Source organism: Paucibacter sp. Y2R2-4 (genome assembly GCF_025717535.1).
Lineage (GTDB): Bacteria > Pseudomonadota > Gammaproteobacteria > Burkholderiales > Burkholderiaceae_C > Paucibacter_A.
In genome coordinates this window covers 659,878-680,763 of the sequence record NZ_JAJIRO010000003.1, presented here as the reverse complement: position 1 = coordinate 680,763, position 20,886 = coordinate 659,878, and the positions used below count along the sequence as shown (strand labels likewise).

Here is a 20,886-nt window from a genome sequence, read left to right as displayed (position 1 = left end):
CCGCATCAGAGAAACATTATTGCTCCACACACGCAAAAACAACAGCAAAGAGAAAGCACCTGCGGGCAGGCTTTGCCTACACTCCCATGCCCGGTAATACTGCCGATATCTACGGGGGCGGCGCCGCCACAAGCAGCGAACAGCCCACCCGGAACCCCAAAAGAGACAAAAGAGCGACACCACCATGAATGCACCTTTGCCCGACCACATCCTGCGCGCGCTAGAAAAAGTGACGCTGGACGACAAATACGCGCTGGACAGCGGTCGCGCGTTCATGAGCGGGGTGCAGGCCCTTGTGCGCTTGCCGATGTTGCAGCGCACCCGCGATGCCATCGCCGGCCTCAACACCGCCGGCTTTGTGTCGGGCTATCGGGGTTCGCCGCTGGGTGGCTATGACCAGGCGCTGCAAGCCGCCAAGAAGCATCTGGCCAAGCAGAACATCGTTTTCCAACCCGGCGTCAATGAAGAACTGGGCGCCACTGCCGTTTGGGGCACGCAGCAGCTGGCCCTCTTCCCCGAGAAGGCCAAGTACGACGGCGTGTTCGGCATCTGGTACGGCAAAGGCCCGGGCGTGGACCGCAGCATTGACGTGTTCAAACACGCCAATATGGCCGGCACCTCCAAGCATGGTGGCGTGATCGCGGTGGCCGGCGATGACCATATCGCCAAGAGCTCCACCGCCGCGCACCAGAGCGACCACGTCTTCAAGGCCGCCGGCTTCCCGGTGTTCTTCCCCAGCAGCGTGCAAGACATCTTGGACATGGGCTTGCACGCCTTTGCCATGAGCCGCTTCTCGGGCCTGTGGTCGGGCATGAAGACGATTCAAGAAATCGTCGAGTCCTCCGCCTCGGTCAGCGTGGACCCGGACCGCGTCAAGATCATCTTGCCGGAAGACTTCCCGATGCCGGCCGGCGGGCTGCACATCCGCTGGCCCGATCCACCACTGGATCAAGAAGCCCGCATGATGGACCACAAGTGGTACGCCGCCCTGGCCTATGTGCGCGCCAACAAGCTGAACTACAACGTCATCGAGACCAAGCAGGACCGCTTCGGTCTGATTGCCTCCGGCAAGGCCTACAACGACACCCGCCAAGCCTTGCACGACCTGGGCTTGGACGACGACACCTGTCGGCGCCTGGGCATCCGCCTGCACAAGGTCAATGTGGTGTGGCCGCTGGAAGCGACCATCACCCGCGACTTTGCCGACGGCCTGCAAGAGATCTTGGTGGTGGAAGAAAAGCGCCAGGTCATCGAGTACCAAATCAAGGAACAGCTCTACAACTGGCGCCCCGATGTGCGCCCGCATGTGCTGGGCAAGTTCGACGATGACGCCGACTCCGGCGCACTCGGCGGCGAATGGGGCATGGCCAACCCAAGCAAGAACTGGCTGCTGCGCCCGCAGGCCGATCTGACGCCGGCCATCATCGCCCGCGCGATTGCCAAGCGTCTGAAGAAGCTGGGCGTGGACGCCGATGTGGCCGCCCGCCTGGACGCCCGCGTCGCCATCATCGACGCCAAGGAAGCCTCGCTCAAGAACGAAGAAAAGACCGCCGGCGGCGCCGACCGCACGCCTTGGTTCTGCAGCGGTTGCCCGCACAACACCAGCACCCGCGTGCCCGAAGGTTCGCGCGCCGTGGGCGGCATCGGCTGCCACTACATGGTCACCTGGATGCCCGGCCGCAACACCGCCACCTTCACGCAAATGGGTGGCGAGGGCGTGCCATGGGTGGGCCAGGCCGCCTTCACCAACGAGAAGCACATCTTCTCGAACTTGGGTGACGGCACTTACTTCCACAGCGGCATCTTGGCGATTCGCCAGAGCATCGCCGCCGGCGTCAACATCACTTACAAGATTCTCTACAACGACGCGGTCGCCATGACCGGCGGCCAGCAAGTGGGCGAGCGCGCCGAAGGCCACACGGTCTTGCAGATCATGCAAAGCGTGACGTCGGAGGGCGTGGCCAAGCTGGTCATCGTGACCGATGAGCCGGCCAAGTACGAGGGCGTGAACCTGCTGCCCGGCGTGACCGTGCATCACCGCGACGAGCTCGACGCCATTCAGCGCGAGTTCCGCGAGATCCCCGGCACCACCGCCATCATCTACGACCAGACTTGCGCCACCGAGAAGCGCCGCCGCCGCAAGCGGGGCAAGTTGGTGGACCCCGCCAAGCGCGTGGTCATCAATGAGCTGGTCTGCGAAGGTTGCGGTGACTGCTCGATCCAATCGAACTGCCTGTCCATCGAACCGCTGGAGACCCCGTTTGGCCGCAAGCGCCAGATCAACCAGAACACCTGCAACAAGGACTATTCCTGCGTCAAGGGCTTCTGCCCCAGCTTCGTCACCGTGGAAGGTGGCGAGCTGAAGAAGCCCAAGAAAGACAAGCGCCTCAGCCCCTTTGATGCCACCCTAGGCACCCTGCCCCAGCCGCTGATTCCTAACCCCGAAAAAGCCTGGGGCATTGTGGTCGGCGGCGTCGGCGGCACCGGCGTCATCACCATCGGCCAGCTCTTGGGCATGGCCGCCCACCTGGAAGGCAAGGGCGTGATCACCCAAGACGCGGCCGGCTTGGCGCAAAAGGGCGGCAGCACCTGGAGCCACATCCAGATCGCCAACAGCGAAGCCGCCATCCACTGCACCAAGGTCGGTACCGCCGAGGCTGACTTGGTGATCGCTTGCGACTCCATCGTTGCCGCCAACAAAACCACCCTGGCCGTGATGCGAGAAGGCCGCACCTTTGTGGCGCTGAACACCCATGGCTCGCCGACCGCCTCGCTGGTCAACGACGCCAACTGGAGCTTCCCCGGCGCCGCCTGCGAAAGCGCTGTTGCTGCTGCCGTGGGCAAGGACGGTGTGGGCATGTTTGATGCCGAAGAAGTGGCCGTCAAGCTGGTCGGCGACTCGCTCTACACCAACCCACTGATGCTGGGCTATGCCTGGCAGCAAGGCCGAGTGCCGCTCAGCTATGCCGCGCTGATGCGCGCCATCGAGCTGAACAATGTGCAGATCGAGAACAACAAGATCGCCTTCGAATGGGGCCGTCGCTGCGCGCATAGCCTGGCCGCTGTGCAGGCTTTGTTTGCCGCGACTCAGGTGATCCAGATCGTCAAGCGCGAGAGCCTGGACGAGATCATGTCCAAGCGCGTCGAGTTCTTGGTGGATTACCAAGACAGCGCCTATGCCGAGACCTACAAGGCCTTTGTCGAAAAGGTGCGCGCGGCGGAGAGCCCATTGGGCAGCAGCAAGCTGAGCGAGGCTGTGGCCCGATATCTGTTCAAGCTGATGGCCTACAAGGACGAGTACGAAGTCGCCCGTCTGCACACCGACCAGAAGTTCCTCGACAAGGTGGCCGCGCAGTTCGACGGCGACTACAAGCTGGTGCACCACCTGGCCCCACCGCTGCTGGCCAAGAAGAACGCCAAGGGCGAATTGGTCAAGCAGCAAATGGGTGCCTGGGTTCGCCCGGCCTTCCGCCTGCTGGCCGGCCTGAAGGGCTTGCGCGGCGGCAGCTTGGACATCTTCGGCTACACCGCCGAGCGCAAGATGGAACGCGCGCTGATCACCGAGTACCGCGCCAGCATCGAAGCCATCCTGGCCAAGGGCTTGAGCGCCGAGCGTCTGAATCTGGCCGTGGACATCGCCCGCATCCCCGAAGAGATTCGCGGTTACGGCCATGTCAAGGAGCGTCATGTGCACGCCGCTCGAGCCAAATGGGATGGTTTGATGGCCCAGTGGAAGACGCTGGCTTGATTTAGCCCCTCCTCCAACAAGAAGCCCGCAGCGCGCAAGCCCTGCGGGCTTCTTTAACTCAGGAACAAAATGGTGTGCAATAAGTCCGCAACTCCTCAAGTTCAAGGCCTGCGGGTCGACAACGCATTGATGATTGTCAAAGCGCGTCTAGCATTCACGGCGCAGGATGCGAGAACTTGGCGACGGTGTTGATGCGTGCCAGGGTATGTCTTGCACGGGCTTGTTGATATTCAAAAAGGACTTGCATCATGGGTTTTTTGAAGGCCAAAGGCATCGCCCAAAGGCTGTACTTGGTGTCTTTTGTCCTATCGCTAGCCCTGCTAGGCGTCGCTGCAACGGCTTATGTCAAGCTGCACGCGGTGGCGGCCACGGCCGAAGCGACCGAGAAGGGACGAGTGCCACAGCTGACGCGCATTGGAGCGATGGAGCTCAATATCACTCGCATCTCGCTGCAATTGCGCCATGCCATGCTGGCCCGCAACGATGCCGAGCGCGGCGTTGCCTTGGAGGACATCAGCAACAAGCGAAAGCTGGTCGTCGACCTCTCCAAGGCCTATGAGGAATTGCTTTACACGGCCGAAGGCAAGCGCCGTTACGCCGATTTGCCGCCGATGTTGAACCGCTTTTGGCAGGTCGCCGAGAGCAATCTGGCCTTGGTGCAAGAGGGCAAAAAGGACGAAGCCTTTGCCTTCCTGGTCGACAAGACGATTCCGGCTCGCAACGAGGTGCTGAAGCTCTTGGACGAGACCGTCAAATACCAGCAGGATTCTTTGAACCACGATATCGACGGCGTACGTTCGGAGATTGGCACCACGCTGAACTTGCTATTGACCATTGTTGGCGCATGCCTGATCGGCTTGGTGGCGCTGTCGCTGCTGATCGCCAAGGCGCTTCGGCAACGGGTCCAGAGCTCACAGCACGTGGCCGAGCGGGTGCGCGATGGCGACTTGACTGTTGCGATTGAGGACACCACTCAAGACGAGTTTTCACCCTTGCTGCACGCTTTGTCGGGCATGCAAGATTCACTGACCCAGGTGGTGGGCAATGTGCGCAGCAACGCGGAAAGCGTGGCCACCGCCAGTGCTCAGATTGCACAGGGCAACCAAGATCTGTCCGCGCGGACGGAGGAGCAAGCCTCAGCGCTGCAGGAAACCGCCGCCACCATGGACCAGCTCGGCAACACCGTGCGGCATAACGCTGAAAATGCGCATCAAGCCAACCAACTTTCATTGAATGCATCCCTGGTCGCGGAACAAGGGGGCCAGGTGGTCAACCAGGTGGTTGAGACCATGCGGGGCATCAATGAGTCGTCCAAGAAGATCTCCGACATCATCGCGGTGATTGACGGCATCGCCTTCCAAACCAATATCCTCGCCCTCAATGCGGCGGTGGAAGCCGCGCGCGCCGGCGAGCAAGGTCGCGGCTTCGCCGTGGTGGCCGCCGAAGTGCGCAGCTTGGCGCAACGCAGCGCCGAGGCGGCGCGCGAGATCAAGACCTTGATCGTGGACAGCGTGGAGCGGGTCGAGACTGGCAGTCAATTGGTGGGCCAAGCTGGCCAAACCATGGGCGAGATCGTCACGGCCATCAAACGGGTGTCGGACATCGTGGCCGAGATCAGTTCGGCCAGCGCCGAGCAAAGCAGCGGTGTGGCGCAGGTCGGGGAAGCCATCACCAAGATGGACCAGGCGACGCAGCAAAACGCCGCCTTGGTGGAGGAGTCTGCTGCGGCAGCTGAGAGCTTGCGCGGCCAGGCCGATCAGTTGGTGCAGGCCGTTGCGGTCTTCAAGCTGCGCCGCTGATTCGGCGTCTGCAGTTACTTTGAAAACCTGCGGGCCCCAGCCACGCAGGCGATCACCGCCACGGTCACGCCCAACATGCCCGGGCTGACCTGTTCATGCAGCAAGGTCGCCGCCAAGGCCAGGCCAAAGAAGGGCTGCAGCAACTGCAGCTGGCCCACGGCAGCAATGCCGCCTTGCGCCAGGCCGCGGTACCAAAAAACAAAGCCAATCAGCATGCTGAACAGGGACACATAGCCCAGGCTCAACCAGGCGGGTGCCGAGATGCCGCTGAACTGCGCCGGCGCCAAGAGCCAAGCCAAGACCGCCATGAAGGGCCAGGCCAGCAGCAAGGCCCAGCTGATCACCTGCCAGCCACCCAGGCCGCGCGCCAGCTTCGCCCCTTCGGCATAGCCCAGACCGCAGACCAAGATCGCCGCCAGCATCAGCGCATCGCCCAGCGAGGCGCCACCACCGCCTTGGCTCAAGGCAAAGCCCACCACCAGCGCGCTGCCGAGCAGCGAGAAAGCCCAGAACACCGGCTTGGGCCGCTCACCGCCGCGCAGCACCGCAAACAAGGCCGTGGACAGCGGCAAGAGACCGAGAAACACAATCGAGTGCGCCGAGGTGATGGTCTGCAAGGCCAGAGCCGTCAGCAAGGGAAAGCCCAGCACCACGCCCACGGCTACCAGGCCCAGCGAGCCCAGCTGATGACGGCCGGGGCGCGGCGCCCTGAGCAGCAGCAGCAAGACCGCCGCCAAAAGCGCGGCAATGCTGGCCCGCGCTGAACTGAGGAAGAGCGGCGAAAACTCGCGCACCGCGACGCGGGTGGCCGGCAGCGAGGCGCTGAAGATCAGCACGCCGATGAAGCCGTTCAACCAGCCCGCCCAAGCGGAATCTACGCGCTGGGCTTGTGCCTGTTCTTGCAATTTCACCTGCGGTCCCTTCATGGCCTAGACCTCGAAATCGAGGGCTTGATGCCTACGGATGCTAGGCAGGACAATCAATACATTCAAATCATTGTCATGGATACATTGCTCAATGGCCCAAGCTCGCTACAAGCAGGTGGTGGACCGCATGGCGGCCGAAATTCATGCCGGCGCCTTAGCCCCAGGCAGCCGCCTCCCCACCCACCGAGAGCTGGCGCAGCGCGAGGGCATGGCCTTGGTGACGGCCAGCCGTGTCTACGCCGAGTTGGCGACTATGGGCTTGGTCAGCGGCGAAACCGGAAGAGGCAGCTTTGTGCGCGAGACCGCCCTGCCCCGCGGCCACGGGGTCGACCAACAGACCGCCCCTGTGGATGCCATCGACCTCAGCTTCAACTACCCCAGCACGCCGGGCCAGGCCGAGCTCTTGCGCGCGGCACTGCGCCAATTGGCCGCCAGCGGTGACCTGGAAGCGCAGCTGCGCTATCCGCCACACGGCGGGCGACTGCATGAACGCGTGGCCGTGGCCCAGCATTTGCAACTGCGTGGTCTGCGCGTAGACGCGAGCCAGGTCGCTCTGGTGTCCGGCGCGCAGCATGGGCTGGCCACCACGGTGATGGCCTTGCTTCAGCCGGGCGATGTGGTGGCCATTGATGCGCTGAGCTATCCGGGCTTCAAGCTGCTGGCTGAAGCGCACCGACTGGAATTGCTCGCCCTGCCCTCTGCCGGCCAAGGTCCGGATCCCGAGGCGCTGCAGGCCCTGTGCCAGCGCCGCCGCGTGCGGGCGGTCTACACCATGCCCACCTTGCACAACCCCATGGGCTGGGTGATGAGCGCCAGCCATCGGCGCGCCTTGGTGGCCGTGGCGCGCCGCCATGGCTTGCTGATCATTGAAGACGCTGCCTATGCCTATCTGGCCGAGCAGGCGCCGCCGCCCTTGGCTGCGCTTGCGCCGGAGCTGACGGTCTATATCAACGGACTGTCCAAAAGCGTGGCCGCCGGCCTGCGCGTCGGCTTTGTGGTGGCGCCCAGCCCGTTTTTGGCACAAATTGAGCGCGCCATCCGCGCCACCACCTGGAATGCGCCCGGGGTGATGACCGCCCTGGCCTGCGGCTGGCTGAACGATGGCACGGTGGAGCGGCTGGAAACCGAGAAACGCCAAGACGCCCAGGCCCGACAAGGCCTGCTCAGCGAACTGATGCAAGGCATGCGCTGCATTCGCCACCCCAGTTCCTACTTCGCCTGGCTGCCGCTGATGGAGGAGCAACGCGCCGACAAGGTGGCCATGGCCTTGCTGGCCCAAGGGGTCTCGGTGTCGACCGCCCAGCCTTTTGCCAGCGGGGCGGCACCGCAGGCCCTTCGGCTGGCGCTGGGCTCGGTGTCGCAAGAGGCCTTGCGCAGCGCGCTGCTGAAGGTGCGCCGCACCATCGAGAGCCAGGCCTACTGAGGGCCAAGCGGCCTCAAGTGGCTCAAGACTTCAGGCAATAGACTTGGTAGACCCCGTCTTTCTCTATCGTGCCTTCCACCTCTTTGGCAAAGCCCGGGAAGGCTTCGGCCCAGTGCTGCAGCACGCGCAGATAGCTGATCCAGGCGCCGTCGGCAGGGCCGATGTTCTCGCCTGGCATCACGATGGGGATGCCCGGTGGATAGGGAATCACGCCCACGGCCACGGTGCGGCCGGCCAACTGGTCCAGCGGCAGCAACTCGGCTTCGCCGGCCATCAACTGCTGGAAGGCCTGGCGCGGCGTGCACACCGGCTGCGGCAGCTGGGCATAGGCCTGCGCCTCCCAGTGGCCCATGCGGCTGCGGCGCAGCTCGGCCCACATGGCATCACCCAGATCCTTCAGCCCCAGGCCGGCATAACGCGCCGGCGCAGCGGCCAAGACCCGCGGCAACACCTCGGCCAGCGGCTTGTTGGCGTCGTAGTCGCGCTTGAAGTCGAGCAGCGTATTGATCAAGGTCCCCCACTTGCCCTTGGTCACGCCCATGGAGAACAAGAACAGCACCATGTGCGAGGTGGTGCGGGATGGCACGATGCCGTGCTGGCTCAGATAGGCCGTCACCAAGTCGCCGGGAATGCCTTGCTCGGCCAACTGCCCATCGTCTTGCATGCCCGGCGCAACCACAGCGAACTTGATGGGGTCGAGCAGACACCAGCCATCGGGGATGTTGTCAAAGCCGTGCCAGCTTTCACCGGGGTGCAAAACCCAACATGAAGGCTCGCGCGCCAAGAGCTCGGCGGGAGCATCGGCAAAGGCGTAACGCGCACCTGTTGCGGGGTCGCTGACCTCGGGCGCGTTCCAGGGCGTGAAGAACCACTCGCCCTGGGCGGCCAGCTCGCGCTGCACTTGGGCGACGGCCTGGCGGCAGGCAATCGCTTCGTCGATGACATCCTGGGTCAACGCCTCGCCCGAAGGGCCGGCCATCATGGCGGCGGCGACTTCATTGCTGGCGATCAAGGCATAGAGCGGCGAGGTCGAGGCCTGCGCGCCGTAAGCCTCGTTGAAGCGGCCATGCTCAATGGCGCCACGGCCGTCACGCACATGGATGAAGGAGGTTTGCGAGAGTGCCGCCAGCAGCTTGTGCGTGGAATGCGTCGCGTACACCGTCGGTCCGCTCTTGTCATGGCTTAGGGCATCGCCACGCATCGCATAACGATCACGGTACATGGGGTTGAAGCGGGCATAGCCGTACCAGGCTTCATCGAAATGCAGTCGGTCCACGCTTTGGCCCAACAAGGCTTCAGCCGCCTTGGCTTCGTAGCACATGCCGTCGTAAGTGCAGTTGGTGACCACGCTGTAGACCGGCTGGCTGGACTTGGCTGCGGCAGCCAGCGGGTTGGCGGCGATCTTGGCGGCGATGGCGGCCGGCGTCATCTGGTCCGGGTGGATAGGCCCGATCACGCCATAGCGATTGCGCCCGGCCTGCAAGAAGACGGGGATGCCGCCGGTGATGGCCAGGCCTTGCTCGATGGACTTGTGGCAGTTGCGGTCGCACAGCGCGATTTGCTGCTCGCCAATGCAGGCCGACATGATGGTGCGGTTGGAGGCCGAGGTGCCGTTCAGCACCGAGTAGCTGCGATCACTGCCGAAGACGCGCGCAGCGTACTGCTCGCTCTCGCCGATAGGCCCGGTGTGCGAAAGCAGCGACCCCAAGGCGCCGCGCTCGATGCCCATATCGGTGCGAAACAAGGTCTCGCCATAGGCATCGTGAAAGAGCCGGCCGATGGGTGACTTGGTGAAGGCCACGCCGCCTTGGTGGCCGGGCGCCGCCCAGGAGTACTCGGCATCGCGGTTGTAGTTGACCAGGGCACGAGCAAAGGGCGGCAGCAGATTGTCAAAGTAGCGACTCAGCGCCGCCTCGACACGGCGGGCGATGAAGTCGGGGCTGTCCTCCAGCGTCCAGATGAACTCATCGGCCAGGCTGGCCACCTCCACCGTCATCGGCCCGCTGCGGGCCTTGCGGTCGGCCAGCAAGAAGACCGGCAGCGCGGCATTGCGCCGGCGCAAATTGCGCAACAAGGCAGTGGCGGCGGCGTGGCTGGCTTCATCGTTCTCGCCCAGGGACCAGTCCAAGAGCAGGCAATGGATGGAGCTGTCTGAGACCAGATTGGCCTCACCGTCTTCATAAGACAGCGACTCGATCACCTCCACCCCGCGCGCCCGCAAGGCATCGACGATGGCCGCAATGCGCCGGCTGGCGGTGGTGGACTTGACGACCAGATCGTCGTCAATGCAAAGCACACGAGAGGGAATCATCGAGTTCTGAGACATGGCATTCACTCCGTCGTCAATCAAGGCAAGGCGAACTCTTGATAGATCACCCGGCTGGCCGCATCCAGCGGCCCGAAATGGCGCTGGTACAGGGGCTGGAAGTCTTTGGACTTGAGCAGGCGGCTCAAGGCTGTGTCGACCAGCAAGCGGAAGTCATCGTCATTGCGACCCATGGCCAAGGCCAGCGGCTCCGAGGCAAAGCGGCGCGGCAGCACTTCCAAGTCGCCCTGGGCCTTGTTGCGCTCCACATAGTCCTTCAACAGGCCACGTTCGGCAAAGAAGGCGTCGGCCTGCTTGGCCTTCACCAACTCAATGCCCTTGGCATAGTCGTCCACCACGATGGCATTGACCGTGACGCCCAGCGTGCGAACCTGCTCGCGAACCCAGTCTTGCGTGACCGTGCCGGCGCGCACCGCATAGGTGTGATTGCTGCGCCCGCCATTGACGGTGGCGCGCCAGATCGGCCCGGTACGGGCGACCTTGCCGTTCAACACATCGCGCATGGCCTGCGGGGCGTCCTTGCGCAGCAAGACACCAACACCGCCGTTGACGACGGGGATGGAATACGACATCTGCTCGCGGCGCTTCAAAGACTCCACCGTGGCGGTGCAGAGCAAATCAACCTTGCCCTGGGCGACCGCGGCTTCGGCGTCATCAGACTTCAAGGCGCTGTACTGCACATTCAGCTTGGGCGCGGCCAGCTTGGCCTTGACCGCCTCAGCCACGAACTGGCAGACCTCGATGTCGTAGCCCGCCGGCTTGCCATCGGCGCCGGTGTAAGAGTAGGGCGCAGCCCCATCGATAAAGCCGAGCTGCAAGCTGCCGGTTTTCTTGATTCGATCCAGCGCTTGGGCGCTGGCGGCTTGCGGCGCCATGGCCAAGACCATGAGACTGCAGACCAGTCCCTGCAGCATGGAAGTTTGGAAGATCTTTTTCATCGGTTTTCTCCTTCTTCTGGCCTCAGGCGCGCGGCCCCGCTGCTGCAGGCGCCTCAATGAAGCGATGCGCAATAAAGCCATAGATCAGATAGCCCACAGCCATCACGATCATGCCGCCGAACACCGCTTCCTGGCCCGAGGCATACAGGGCGTAGAAGCTGTAGGCCATGGCCACCAAGAGGGCCAGCATATTGCGATTGAAGACGCTGGCGCTGACCTGGGCCTTGTGCATGATGATGAGCAAGGCCGACAAGGAGGTGACGTAAGGAATCAAGTTCGTCACCGCCGCCAGATTGACCAGCTTGCCGAACTGCGCCGCCGCATCGGGCGACATGGTGGACACCGCCATCAGCGTCTGCAGCACGCCCGCCACCACCATGCCGACAACAGGAGCCTCGGCCGCCGTCACGCGCGCAAAGAACTTGGGGAACATGCGCTGGTCCGCCGCCGCCTTGGAGACTTGGCTGAGGGTGAACTGCCAACCCAGCAGCGAGCCCACACAGGCCGCCACCGCCAAGGCCAAAATCAGATTGCCCACCCATGGCGTGAACATGGTGGAGTAGACCAAGGCAAAGGGGGCGGTGGAATGCGCCAGCGCTTCATTGGGCACGATGCCCTGGATGACGGTGGTGGACAAGATGTAGACCACGGCCGCACCGCCGGTGCCAAACAAGCAAGCGAGCGGCACATTGCGCTTGGGGTTCTCCACCGCGTCGGAGTTGGCGGCCGCCGACTCCATGCCCAAAAAGGCCCAGAGCGTCAGCGGGATACTGGAGGAGATGGCTTCACCGAGCGGCGCGCCATGCGGGTTCCAGGCCTGAGCAAACACATCGCTCTTGAACCAGAACCAACCCATCACCGACAGCCCCGCCACCGGAATGATGACGCCCCAGACGGTGAAGGCGCCGATGCGCCCGGTCAGCTTAGGCCCGCCGAAATTGGCCACCGTGGTCAGCCACAACAGTGCCACCACGCCGACGAACAGCGGTGTGGCGCCGGTGCCCAGCCAAGGAATGAAGGGCGTGATGTAGCCCACCGCCGAGATGGCAATCGCCACATTGCCGATGGCCAGCGAGAGGTAGTACAGAAAAGAGGCCATGAAGAAGCCGGACTTGCCGTGCGCCTCTTCGGTATAGGCCGACATGCCGCCGGAGCGGGCGCAAAACAGACCGCACTGCGCGAAGCTGTAGGCAATCGCCATCGAGCCCACGGCGGTGATGGCCCAGGACAAGAGCGACACCGCCCCGATCTGCGCCATATTGGCCGGCAACATGATGATGCCGGAGCCCATCATATTGACCGCCACCAGGGTGGTCAGCCCCATCAAGCTCATCTTCTTGCTGGAATCAGCCATGCCGGCCTCCGCGTTGCTGCTGGGTTAGGTTCATCAAGCTCAAGCGCTTCATTTCAAGCACTGCACGTAGTAGCGACCATCGCGGTCTTCCACCCCGTGGGTGTCATGGCCGAAGCCGGGGAAGCGCCGGCCCCAGTCTTGGAGGCCGCGCAAATAGGCGATGAAGGGGCCGTCGGCCGCGCCGGCCTTCTCACCCGGCATCAGCATCGGGATGCCGGGCGGATAAGGCACCACCGCCGTGGCCAGCACGCGGCCGGCCAAGGCGTCCAGATCGACCTCTTCCACCTCGGCATGCACCAGCTTGGAGTAGGCATCGGCCGGCGTCAGCACCGGCTCGGGCAGGGTCGAGAAAGCCTCGGCTTGAGTGCGCAAGATATCGCTGCGCTTCATCTGCTCGAACATCGCATCAGCCAGGTCCTTCAAGCCCATGCCTTCGTACTGCGCGGGCGCATCGGCGACACGCTCGAACAAAACCTCGGCCACCGGCGCATTGTTGTCGTAAGCGTCTTTGAAGCGCAGCAAGGCGTTGACCAAGGTACCGAACTTGCCGCGGGTCACGCCGAGCGAGAACAAGACCAAGATGGTGAAGTCGGTGGTCTTTTCCACCTGAATGCCGCGCTGGCTCAAAAAGGCCGTCACCAGTTTGGCGGGGATGCCGCGCTGCTCAAAAGAGCCATCTACCGCCACACCCGGGCTGAGGATGGAGACCTTGATCGGGTCCAACATGCAATAGTTGGCTTCGATGTCCTTGAAGCCATGCCAGGCGGCCTCGGGGTGCAGCACCCAGCAATCGGGCTCGCTGACCAGCAACTCATCGGGCGCGTCTTCAAAGGCCAGGCTCTGGCCGCTGGCGGGGTCGGTGACGGTGTCGGCATTCCAGGTGCTGAAGAACCAGTCGCCGCTCTTCTCGGCCTCACGCTTGATGCGGCGCACTGCTTTGCGGAAAGCCACCGCTTCCAGGATCGATTCGGTGGTCAGCGTGCGGCCTCCCACCCCGCTCATCATGGCCGCCGAGACTTCGTTGGAGGCGATGATGGCGTAGAGCGGCGAGGTCGAGCCATGCATCATGTAGCTCTCGTTGAAGCGCGCATGCGGCACCGGCTTGCGGCCATCGCGCACACCGATCAAGGAGGATTGGCTCAGTGCGGCCAAGAGCTTGTGGGTGGAGGTGGTGGTAAAGATGGTGGGCTTGTCGCGCGGATAGTCCTTGGCTTCACCGTACATGCCAAAGCGGTTGCGGTAAAGCGGGTTGAAGCGCGCATAGCCGTACCAGGCTTCATCGAAGTGGATGCGGTCCACGCTCTTGTCCAACAGCTCCACCACGCGCGGGGTCAGGTAAATGAGTCCGTCGTAGGTGGAATTGGTGACGATGGCATGCACGGCCTTTTGCGCCTTGTCCTTGGCCAAAGGGTTGGCCTGGATGGCGGCCTGCACGCCGGCTTCGCTCAAGGTCTTGGCGTAGATGGGGCCGATGATGCCCAGATGGTTGCGCGAGGGCACCAGATAGGTGGGCACCACACCGGTCATGGTCAGCGCCTGCTCGGTGGACTTGTGGGCATTGCGATCACATAAGGCGTAATCCCCACGGGTCACCGAAGACATCATGATGACCCGGTTCGACATCGAGGAGCCATTGGTCACCGTGTAAGCGCGGTCGGCGCCAAAGATCTTGGCGCAGTACTTCTCGCTCTCGCCGATGGGGCCGCTGTGATCCAGCAAGGAGCCCAGCTCGCCCACCGAAATCGACAGATCGGAGCGCAAGAGGTTCTCACCAAAATAGTCATGGAATGCGCGGCCCACCGGTGACTTCAAAAAGGCCGTGCCGCCCGCATGACCGGGCGTGTGCCAGGAGTATTCGTACTTGGAGGCAAAACCGATCAGTGCCTTGGAGAAAGGCGGCGCGATCGCTTCGCGATAACGCTGCACGGCGGCCAGCACCCGGCCGGCGATGAACTGGGTAGTGTCTTCCAAGAACCAGATCAACTCATCCACTTGGCGCATCACCTCGGCGGTCAAAGCGGCGCCATCTTTCTCGGCCATCAAGAAGACCGGCACATCGGCATTGCGCGAGCGGATCAGTTGCAGCAGCGACTGCGCTTGTTTGTGCTCAGAGCCGCCCAAGCTCCAGCTCAGCAAAATGCCTTGAATCGAAGGGTCGGACAAGATCACCGCACGCGCGTCGTCGGCGCTGCTGGCTTCCACCACATTGATGTCTCGCTCGCCCAAGGACTGAGCCAAGGACCGAACGGTTCGCCCCACAGCGGTCTGCCCATGCAGGGCCTCGCTGATCACCAGGACCTTGATTTCGACGATGCGCGCACCTTGACTCATACCCAATGCTCCAATTTGATACAGATTCAAGCCCAACACGCGATCAAGGGACCTAGCGCGTTAGCTGTGAGCCATCCTAGGCTCGAAATCGCATTCATTTCTATTCAGGTTCCCCCCATAGGTAGGGAGACAGGTCTGCAGTTCAATGTGAGTTGATGCAAGTCAAGAAGCGGGCCTGCTACGCTTGACGATCTGTTCACCACCCGCCCTGGAGACTGCATGCCGCTGTTTCGTAGCCGAGCTGTTTGCCTGACTGCTTTTTCTCTGACCCTGGGCCTGGCCCTGAGCTTGCACGCCGAGATCAGCCAGGCGCATTCGCTCAAGCCCATCACCTCAGTAGAAGGCATCACCGAGTACCGCTTGCCCAATGGTCTGCAGGTGCTCCTGGCCCCCGACGAAGCCAAGCCCAGTACCACGGTGAACGTGACCTACCGCGTCGGCTCCAAGCATGAGAATTACGGCGAAACCGGCATGGCGCATTTGCTGGAGCACCTGATCTTCAAAGGCAGCCCCAAGACGCCCGACCCCTGGGCCGAGTTCTCGCGCCGCGGCTTGAATGCCAATGGCACGACCTGGTTTGATCGCACCAATTACTTCGCCGCCTTTGCCGCAAATGACGAGAACCTGAAGTGGTATTTGCAATGGCAGGCCGATGCCATGGTGAACAGCTTCATTGCCCGCCGCCACCTCGACACCGAAATGACGGTGGTGCGCAATGAGATGGAGATGGGTGAGAACAATGCCGAAGGCGTGACCACCCAGCGCATCCTGGCCGCCATGTACCAGTGGCACAACTACGGCAAGGACACGATTGGCGCACGCAGCGATGTGGAGAACGTCAACATCCAGCGCCTGCAAGCCTTTTATCGCGCCTACTACCAACCGGATAACGCCACGCTGACGGTGACCGGCAAGTTCAAGCCCGACCAGGTGTTGGACTGGGTCGAGCAGTCCTTTGGCAAGCTGCCCAAGTCCAAGAAGAAGCCGGCGCCGCTCTACACCGTGGACCCGGTGCAAGACGGCGAGCGCTTGCTGACGGTGCGGCGCGTGGGCGGCAACCCACTGTCCATCGCGGCCTACCATGTGCCACCGGGCGCCCACCCAGACTACGCCGCCATCGAATTGCTGAACCTGATCTTGGCCGAGGCTCCGAGCGGGCGTCTGCACAAGCGCTTGGTCGAAGAAAGCAAGTTGGCTGCGGCGGTGCGCAATTTCGGTCTGGCCCTGGCCGAGCCGGGCTTCAGCATGCTGATTGCCGAGAGCGCCCCCGGCGCATCGCAAGACGCGCTCAATCGCGAACTGGTGACGGTGACCGAAGGCTTTGCGCAACGGCCGATCACGGCCCAAGAACTCAGCCGCGCCAAGACCCGCTGGCTGAACCGCTGGGAGCGCAGCTTCACCAGCCCTGAAGAAGTGGGCGTGACGCTGTCGGAGTCGATCGCCCAAGGCGATTGGCGCTTGTTCTTCCTGCTGCGCGACCGTATCAAGGCCATCAGCCTGGATGATGTGCAGCGCGTTGCCACCGAGCGCTTCTTGCCCGCCAACCGCACCCTGGCCCAGTACATCCCCAGCGAAAAGCCGCAGCGTGCGCCGGCCCCAGCGATGGTGAATCTGGCCGAGCAAATGCAGAGCTTCAAGCCTCAGCCGGCCGCAGCGCCTGTGCCCGCTTTTGATGCCTCGCCCGCTGCCATCGACGCCAAGACTCGCCGCAGCCGCTTGCCCAATGGCATGCAGCTCAGCTTGTTGCCCAAGCCGAGCCGGGGCCAAGCGGTGCAAGGTGTCATCAGCCTGAGCCTGGGCGATGCGCAAAGCCTGTTCGGCCAACAGAGCGTGGCCCAGATGACTGCCTCTCTGCTCAACAAGGGCACGCAGTCGCTGGACCGCGAACAACTGCGTGACGCGCTGGATGCCGCCAAGGTTGAGCTGTCCGTCCTGAACTCCGAGAGCGGCGACCGCCTCACTCTGAGTTGGAGCAGCAAGCGCGAGCAAGCCCAGCAAGCTTTGGCCTTGATCAGCCAGATGCTGCGTCAACCCCGCCTGGACGTCGCAACCTTGGAAGAAGTGCGCAGCCAAAGCCTGGCCGCCGTGCAAGCGCAGCGTGACGACCCTGAGGGCGTGGCCGGCAAAGCCCTGGCCTCAGCGCTGGATCTCTACCCGGCCGGCGATGCGCGCCATGCCCGCAGCTTTGATGAAGAAGTCAAGGATCACAAAGCGGTGACCGCAGCGCAAGTGCAGGCCTTCCACAAAGCCATGTACGGCGGCCAAAAAGCCCAGCTCAGCATGGTGGGTGACTTTGACGCCGCCGCCATCGAGAGCGCTGCCCAGCAACTCTTCGGTGACTGGGTGGCGCCGACCCAGCCGCAGCATCTGCCCCGCCAGGCCTCCAAAGCGCCCGGCCGCCTGCAGCTGATCGCCACGCCCGACAAGCAAAACGCGATGATGCTGGGCACCTTGCATCTGCCTCTGAACGACGAACACGCCGACCGCGCCGCCCTGGCCATGGCCAGCTACCTGGTGGGCGGCTCCAGCAGCTCGCGCCTGTGGCTGCGCATCCGCGAGAAGGAAGGCCTGTCTTACGGGGCCGGTGCCGGCATCCGTTTCTCGGACCGCGATGCGGTGTCACCGCTGTGGGTTTACGGCATCTTCGCGCCGCAAAACCGCGCCAAGGTGGAAGCCGCCTTGCGGGAAGAACTGAGCCGCGTCTTGAAAGACGGTTTCAGCCCGCGCGAGCTCTCAGAGGCCAAGCAAGCCCTGCTGAATGACCGTCGCCTGGGCCGCGCCCAAGACGAGGCACTCAGCGCCATGCTGGCCAAGCAAGCGGATCTGGATCGGACCATGGCCCGCGAGCAGAGCTTTGACCAAGCGCTGAACAGCCTGAGCCTGGAGCAGGTCAACGCCGCCTTGCGTCAGTACTTCCGACTGGACGACTTTCAGCTGATTTTTGCGGGCGACTTCAAATAAAGCGACGGCGCCTTTTAGCCCTCAAGCCCAAAAGGAAGGACCGGTGGTCGTTCCTTTTTTTTGCGGCTCGAAGACCGCAAAAGCCATGCCCGAAGGTGCCCCGGCCCGCCGACGGGCGATTTGTGCCCGGCCGAGGGCGCAGCGGAGCGGGTCAGGCGCGCGCAGCGCGCTTCCACTTCTGACTTGGCGGCACTTGTTTGAGCGCAGTGAGCTCAAGCGAACGTAGCGAGTTTGCCGCCGCTGACCCGCGCAGTGAGCAGCGAGGGAAGTCGGCTCCCAAGAGCCGACCCGGACACCATGAGCGCGGCGGCGGGCCGGGGCGCCGGAGCAGAAAGAACCCTTGGGTCATCCTGCACCTAAGTCCAACACGCAAACACAAACAAGGCGAATTTTTACCTTACCCCTAGTCTCAAGGTTTTGGCTGATGCGCAGGGCCTGCAGCCGGTCTACACTGCGGGCGCACCCTGTTCGGCAACTCTCCGGCAGGCCTACAAGACCTTGACGGTTGAGCATCGGATTCAAACCCTTCATGTCCCCCGCCAACGCCCCAAGACCCTGCCCCTACTGCGATCACGTCAGCCCGCCCGATTCCAAATTCTGTAATGAATGCGGGGCGGCCCTGCATCTGCAACCTTGCCCGCACTGCGGCTCGGTGAACGACATCACCAAAAGCTCGATCTGCGGACGCTGCAATGGCGATTTGCACCTGCAGCCGCCCGACACCCAGCCTGCAGACGATGCCCCGGCAGCTAGCGAAACTCAGGCCCCGCCGCCCAGCAGCCCGGCACCAGAAGTAGAGCCGCTAGGCGCCGCGGAGCCGACTCATCGTCAGCACCTCCACGACCCGCTGGCGCCGCACGAACTGCCTGCCCAGCGCCGCTCGCCCGCCGTGATCCTGCTCGTGTTGGCCTTGATCGCTGGGGCAGGCTATTTTGGGTATAGCGCCTGGCAATCTCCGGCAAGCACGGAGGCCTCGTCCTCCAGCACTCCGGCACAGAACAAATGGCAAGGCAAAGCGGAAGAAGCCTCGCCCCAGCCAGTGCTGCAGCCCCCCTCCGCCGGGCAAGCCACGGTTGAGAACAAGTTGCCGGCGACCGAAGTCAAAACCGAGCCCGCGGCCGCAGCTGAGGCCAGCAGTGCCGCGGCCACACCCGCCAGCAAGCCCGAAGCACCTGCGACGCCCAGCCCGCGCGTGGCCGCACAGGCCAAGCCCAATCCACGCCAAGCCTCCAAGCCTGAGCCAGCGGCCACTTCGGCGGCAGGCAATGCCGCGACGGCCACCCCCGCCTCCAGCAGCCGCCAGCGCAGCGAGGCCCAGCAAGGCCTGGACCTGAAGAAACCGCAAATCAACAATTGCACCGACGCCGTGGCCGCACTCGGCCTATGCGCCCAAGAAACCAAGCCCAGGAGCCCCTAGATGACCGCCTTTTCACGTCCGTCCCTGTTGCGCAGCTTGATCGCGTCGGCCCTGGTACTCGCCGGTGGCTGGGCGCAGGCAGCGGCCGAATACAAAATCGTCACCGCGTCGGAGAAAGGCACGTACTACGCCATCGGCAAGGACCTGGCCAAATTTGTGGCGCCTGAGGCAGACATCCAACTCGAAGTGCTGCCCACCTCGGGCTCGGCCGCTAACGTCAAATTGATGCGGTACGAGCCCGGCGTCAAGCTCGCCGTGGTGCAGGCCGACGTGTACCAGGCCTTTTTGGACCGAGCCACCACCGGCAACGCCGAGGCGGCCCAAATCATCAAGCCGCTGCGCGTGGTGCTGCCGCTCTACAACACCGAGATCCACTACATCGTTCGCTCCGACTCGGAGATGAACTACCTGCACGATATTCGCGGCGCCAAGATCAATGGCGGCCTGGTTGGCAGCGGCGCCGCGCTGATCACCCACACGCTTTACAAAATGATGTTCGGCGGCGCCATGCCGGACGAGCAGGCCAGCTTCCTCTCCAATGAAGAAGCCTTGGTCAAGCTGATTGGCGACAAGTCCGTTGATGTGGTGGTGGTGGCGGCCGGCCAGCCCGCGCCCCTGATTGCCAATATGAAGCCTGAAGCGCAGAAGTTCATCAAGCTGCTGAAATTCGACCCCAAGCATGCCTCCGCCCAAGCGGCTTTGAACGTCTACGCGCCGGCCACCGTGCAGGCTGCGAGTTACCCCAATTTGCTGACCGAGGACTTCACCACCATTTCGGTCGGTGCCTTCTTGGTGACCTATGACTACAACTTGAAGGACACGATGCAGCACTTCTCCTTGCTGGGCAAGTCGCTGTGCCAGAACTTCTCGCGCCTGCAGGCCGAGGGTCACCCGAAATGGAAAGAGGTCGATCTATCCATGCCCAAGCTGCCCCAGGGCTGGACCTATTACGCCCCCACCTACCGCGAACTGCGCAATTGCGTGGTCAAGAAAGCGAAGAAGTGCTCGGCCGAGGAGCGCATCCTGGGCCTGTGCGGCGCTTAAATGATGAGCTCAAGCGCGCCGGCCAACAGTCCCAAAATTCACCATGCCGCCGGGCGCTTCGAAGTCAAGATCGGCGCGCCGCAAGCGATGGAGGTGCCGCCTGGGGCCGCGCCCATGTTTCGACGCAGCTTGAACAAGCAGTACAGCGGCGATTTGGCGGGCTCAGCCCTGGGCGAAATGCAGATGTCCGGCCAGCCTCAAGTGGGCGAAGCGGCTTACACCGCCATCGAGTCCTTCATTGGGGCATTGCAGGGGCGCAGCGGCAGCTTTGCGCTGGCTCATCTGGGCTTGATGAGCGGGGGGCAGCAGGACCTTCGCATTACCATCGTGCCGGGCTCGGGCAGCGGCGAGTTGGCCGGCATCAGCGGTGAGTTGGCGCTGCGCATCGAGGCCGGCGTGCATTTCTACGAGCTGCACTATCAGTTCAAACCCAAGACCTGATTCAAGACCTGCCCGCGGCAACGCCAAAGCCGTCGCGACAGCAATTAAGCCCCAGAAAAAACTAAGCCGACAAGCGCCACTCCAATGAGTTTTGCTTGCCGGCGTAGCTCCTCTCCCCTTTGACCAACGCGCTGAGGTCCAGGCAACGCGTCAATCAAGTAACAAGTATCCTGATCGG

Annotated in this window: 12 protein-coding genes; 7 read left to right on the top strand and 5 right to left on the bottom strand. The window is 63.2% G+C overall.

What is annotated here, in order from left to right:
- The first annotated feature begins 184 nt into the window (after positions 1 to 184).
- The gene (locus LNV06_RS14345; RefSeq protein ID WP_263538968.1) at positions 185 to 3,748 is read left to right on the top strand and encodes an indolepyruvate ferredoxin oxidoreductase family protein; all 3,564 of its coding nucleotides are present in this window, start codon (positions 185 to 187) and stop codon (positions 3,746 to 3,748) included.
- Positions 3,749 to 3,996: 248 nt separating this feature from the next.
- The gene (locus tag LNV06_RS22600) at positions 3,997 to 5,547 is read left to right on the top strand and encodes a methyl-accepting chemotaxis protein (RefSeq protein ID WP_318013495.1); all 1,551 of its coding nucleotides are present in this window, start codon (positions 3,997 to 3,999) and stop codon (positions 5,545 to 5,547) included.
- Positions 5,548 to 5,561: 14 nt separating this feature from the next.
- Here the strand turns inward: LNV06_RS22600 and LNV06_RS14330 are convergent, their stop codons facing one another.
- Positions 5,562 to 6,458: a DMT family transporter gene (locus tag LNV06_RS14330; protein WP_263538967.1), complete on the bottom strand. Its 897-nt coding sequence runs from the start codon at positions 6,456 to 6,458 to the stop codon at positions 5,562 to 5,564.
- A 106-nt stretch (positions 6,459 to 6,564) separates the two neighbouring features.
- On the opposite strand from LNV06_RS14330, the gene LNV06_RS14325 reads away from it, so the two are divergent.
- A complete protein-coding gene (locus tag LNV06_RS14325; protein WP_263538966.1) occupies positions 6,565 to 7,896 on the top strand; it encodes an aminotransferase-like domain-containing protein in 1,332 nt (443 codons plus the stop codon).
- 22 nt (positions 7,897 to 7,918) lie between these two features.
- Here the strand turns inward: LNV06_RS14325 and LNV06_RS14320 are convergent, their stop codons facing one another.
- Genes LNV06_RS14320 through LNV06_RS14305 form a run of 4 tightly spaced genes read right to left on the bottom strand, consistent with a single transcriptional unit; the run spans position 7,919 to position 14,845 of the window.
- Complete coding sequence (locus LNV06_RS14320; protein ID WP_263538965.1) at positions 7,919 to 10,222, bottom strand: Orn/Lys/Arg family decarboxylase; 2,304 nt, start codon at positions 10,220 to 10,222, stop codon at positions 7,919 to 7,921.
- 20 nt (positions 10,223 to 10,242) lie between these two features.
- The gene (locus LNV06_RS14315; protein WP_263538964.1) at positions 10,243 to 11,160 is read right to left on the bottom strand and encodes an amino acid ABC transporter substrate-binding protein; all 918 of its coding nucleotides are present in this window, start codon (positions 11,158 to 11,160) and stop codon (positions 10,243 to 10,245) included.
- A gap of 22 nt (positions 11,161 to 11,182) precedes the next feature.
- The gene (potE, locus tag LNV06_RS14310; RefSeq protein ID WP_263538963.1) at positions 11,183 to 12,514 is read right to left on the bottom strand and encodes a putrescine-ornithine antiporter; all 1,332 of its coding nucleotides are present in this window, start codon (positions 12,512 to 12,514) and stop codon (positions 11,183 to 11,185) included.
- 48 nt (positions 12,515 to 12,562) lie between these two features.
- Positions 12,563 to 14,845, bottom strand: a complete 2,283-nt coding sequence (locus LNV06_RS14305; protein WP_263538962.1) for an Orn/Lys/Arg family decarboxylase — start codon at positions 14,843 to 14,845, stop codon at positions 12,563 to 12,565.
- Between the two features lie 219 nt (positions 14,846 to 15,064).
- On the opposite strand from LNV06_RS14305, the gene LNV06_RS14300 reads away from it, so the two are divergent.
- The 4 genes from LNV06_RS14300 to LNV06_RS14285 all read left to right on the top strand — a co-directional run bounded on the left by LNV06_RS14300 (position 15,065) and on the right by LNV06_RS14285 (position 20,708).
- Positions 15,065 to 17,806 (top strand): M16 family metallopeptidase, encoded by a 2,742-nt coding sequence (locus tag LNV06_RS14300; protein WP_263538961.1) that lies wholly within the window; start codon positions 15,065 to 15,067, stop codon positions 17,804 to 17,806.
- 529 nt (positions 17,807 to 18,335) lie between these two features.
- The gene (locus LNV06_RS14295) at positions 18,336 to 19,223 is read left to right on the top strand and encodes a zinc ribbon domain-containing protein (protein ID WP_263538960.1); all 888 of its coding nucleotides are present in this window, start codon (positions 18,336 to 18,338) and stop codon (positions 19,221 to 19,223) included.
- Entirely contained in the window at positions 19,224 to 20,267 is a 1,044-nt protein-coding gene (locus LNV06_RS14290; protein WP_263538959.1) for a TAXI family TRAP transporter solute-binding subunit, read from the top strand.
- Positions 20,268 to 20,708 carry a DUF3224 domain-containing protein gene (locus LNV06_RS14285; RefSeq protein ID WP_263538958.1) on the top strand — a complete coding sequence of 147 codons (441 nt, stop codon included), beginning with the start codon at positions 20,268 to 20,270 and terminating at the stop codon, positions 20,706 to 20,708.
- The last annotated feature ends 178 nt before the right edge of the window (positions 20,709 to 20,886 follow it).

What these genes read in the sequence shown, in the direction of transcription:
- LNV06_RS14315 (WP_263538964.1), bottom strand. Translation starts at nt 11,160, where the DNA reads ATGAAAAAGATCTTCCAAACTTCCATGCTGCAGGGACTGGTCTGCAGT.
- LNV06_RS14345 (WP_263538968.1), top strand. Translation starts at nt 185, where the DNA reads ATGAATGCACCTTTGCCCGACCACATCCTGCGCGCGCTAGAAAAAGTG.
- LNV06_RS14290 (WP_263538959.1), top strand. Translation starts at nt 19,224, where the DNA reads ATGACCGCCTTTTCACGTCCGTCCCTGTTGCGCAGCTTGATCGCGTCG.
- LNV06_RS14325 (WP_263538966.1), top strand. Translation starts at nt 6,565, where the DNA reads ATGGCCCAAGCTCGCTACAAGCAGGTGGTGGACCGCATGGCGGCCGAA.
- LNV06_RS22600 (WP_318013495.1), top strand. Translation starts at nt 3,997, where the DNA reads ATGGGTTTTTTGAAGGCCAAAGGCATCGCCCAAAGGCTGTACTTGGTG.
- LNV06_RS14320 (WP_263538965.1), bottom strand. Translation starts at nt 10,222, where the DNA reads ATGTCTCAGAACTCGATGATTCCCTCTCGTGTGCTTTGCATTGACGAC.
- LNV06_RS14305 (WP_263538962.1), bottom strand. Translation starts at nt 14,845, where the DNA reads ATGAGTCAAGGTGCGCGCATCGTCGAAATCAAGGTCCTGGTGATCAGC.
- LNV06_RS14295 (WP_263538960.1), top strand. Translation starts at nt 18,336, where the DNA reads ATGTCCCCCGCCAACGCCCCAAGACCCTGCCCCTACTGCGATCACGTC.
- LNV06_RS14285 (WP_263538958.1), top strand. Translation starts at nt 20,268, where the DNA reads ATGATGAGCTCAAGCGCGCCGGCCAACAGTCCCAAAATTCACCATGCC.
- potE (WP_263538963.1), bottom strand. Translation starts at nt 12,514, where the DNA reads ATGGCTGATTCCAGCAAGAAGATGAGCTTGATGGGGCTGACCACCCTG.
- LNV06_RS14300 (WP_263538961.1), top strand. Translation starts at nt 15,065, where the DNA reads ATGCCGCTGTTTCGTAGCCGAGCTGTTTGCCTGACTGCTTTTTCTCTG.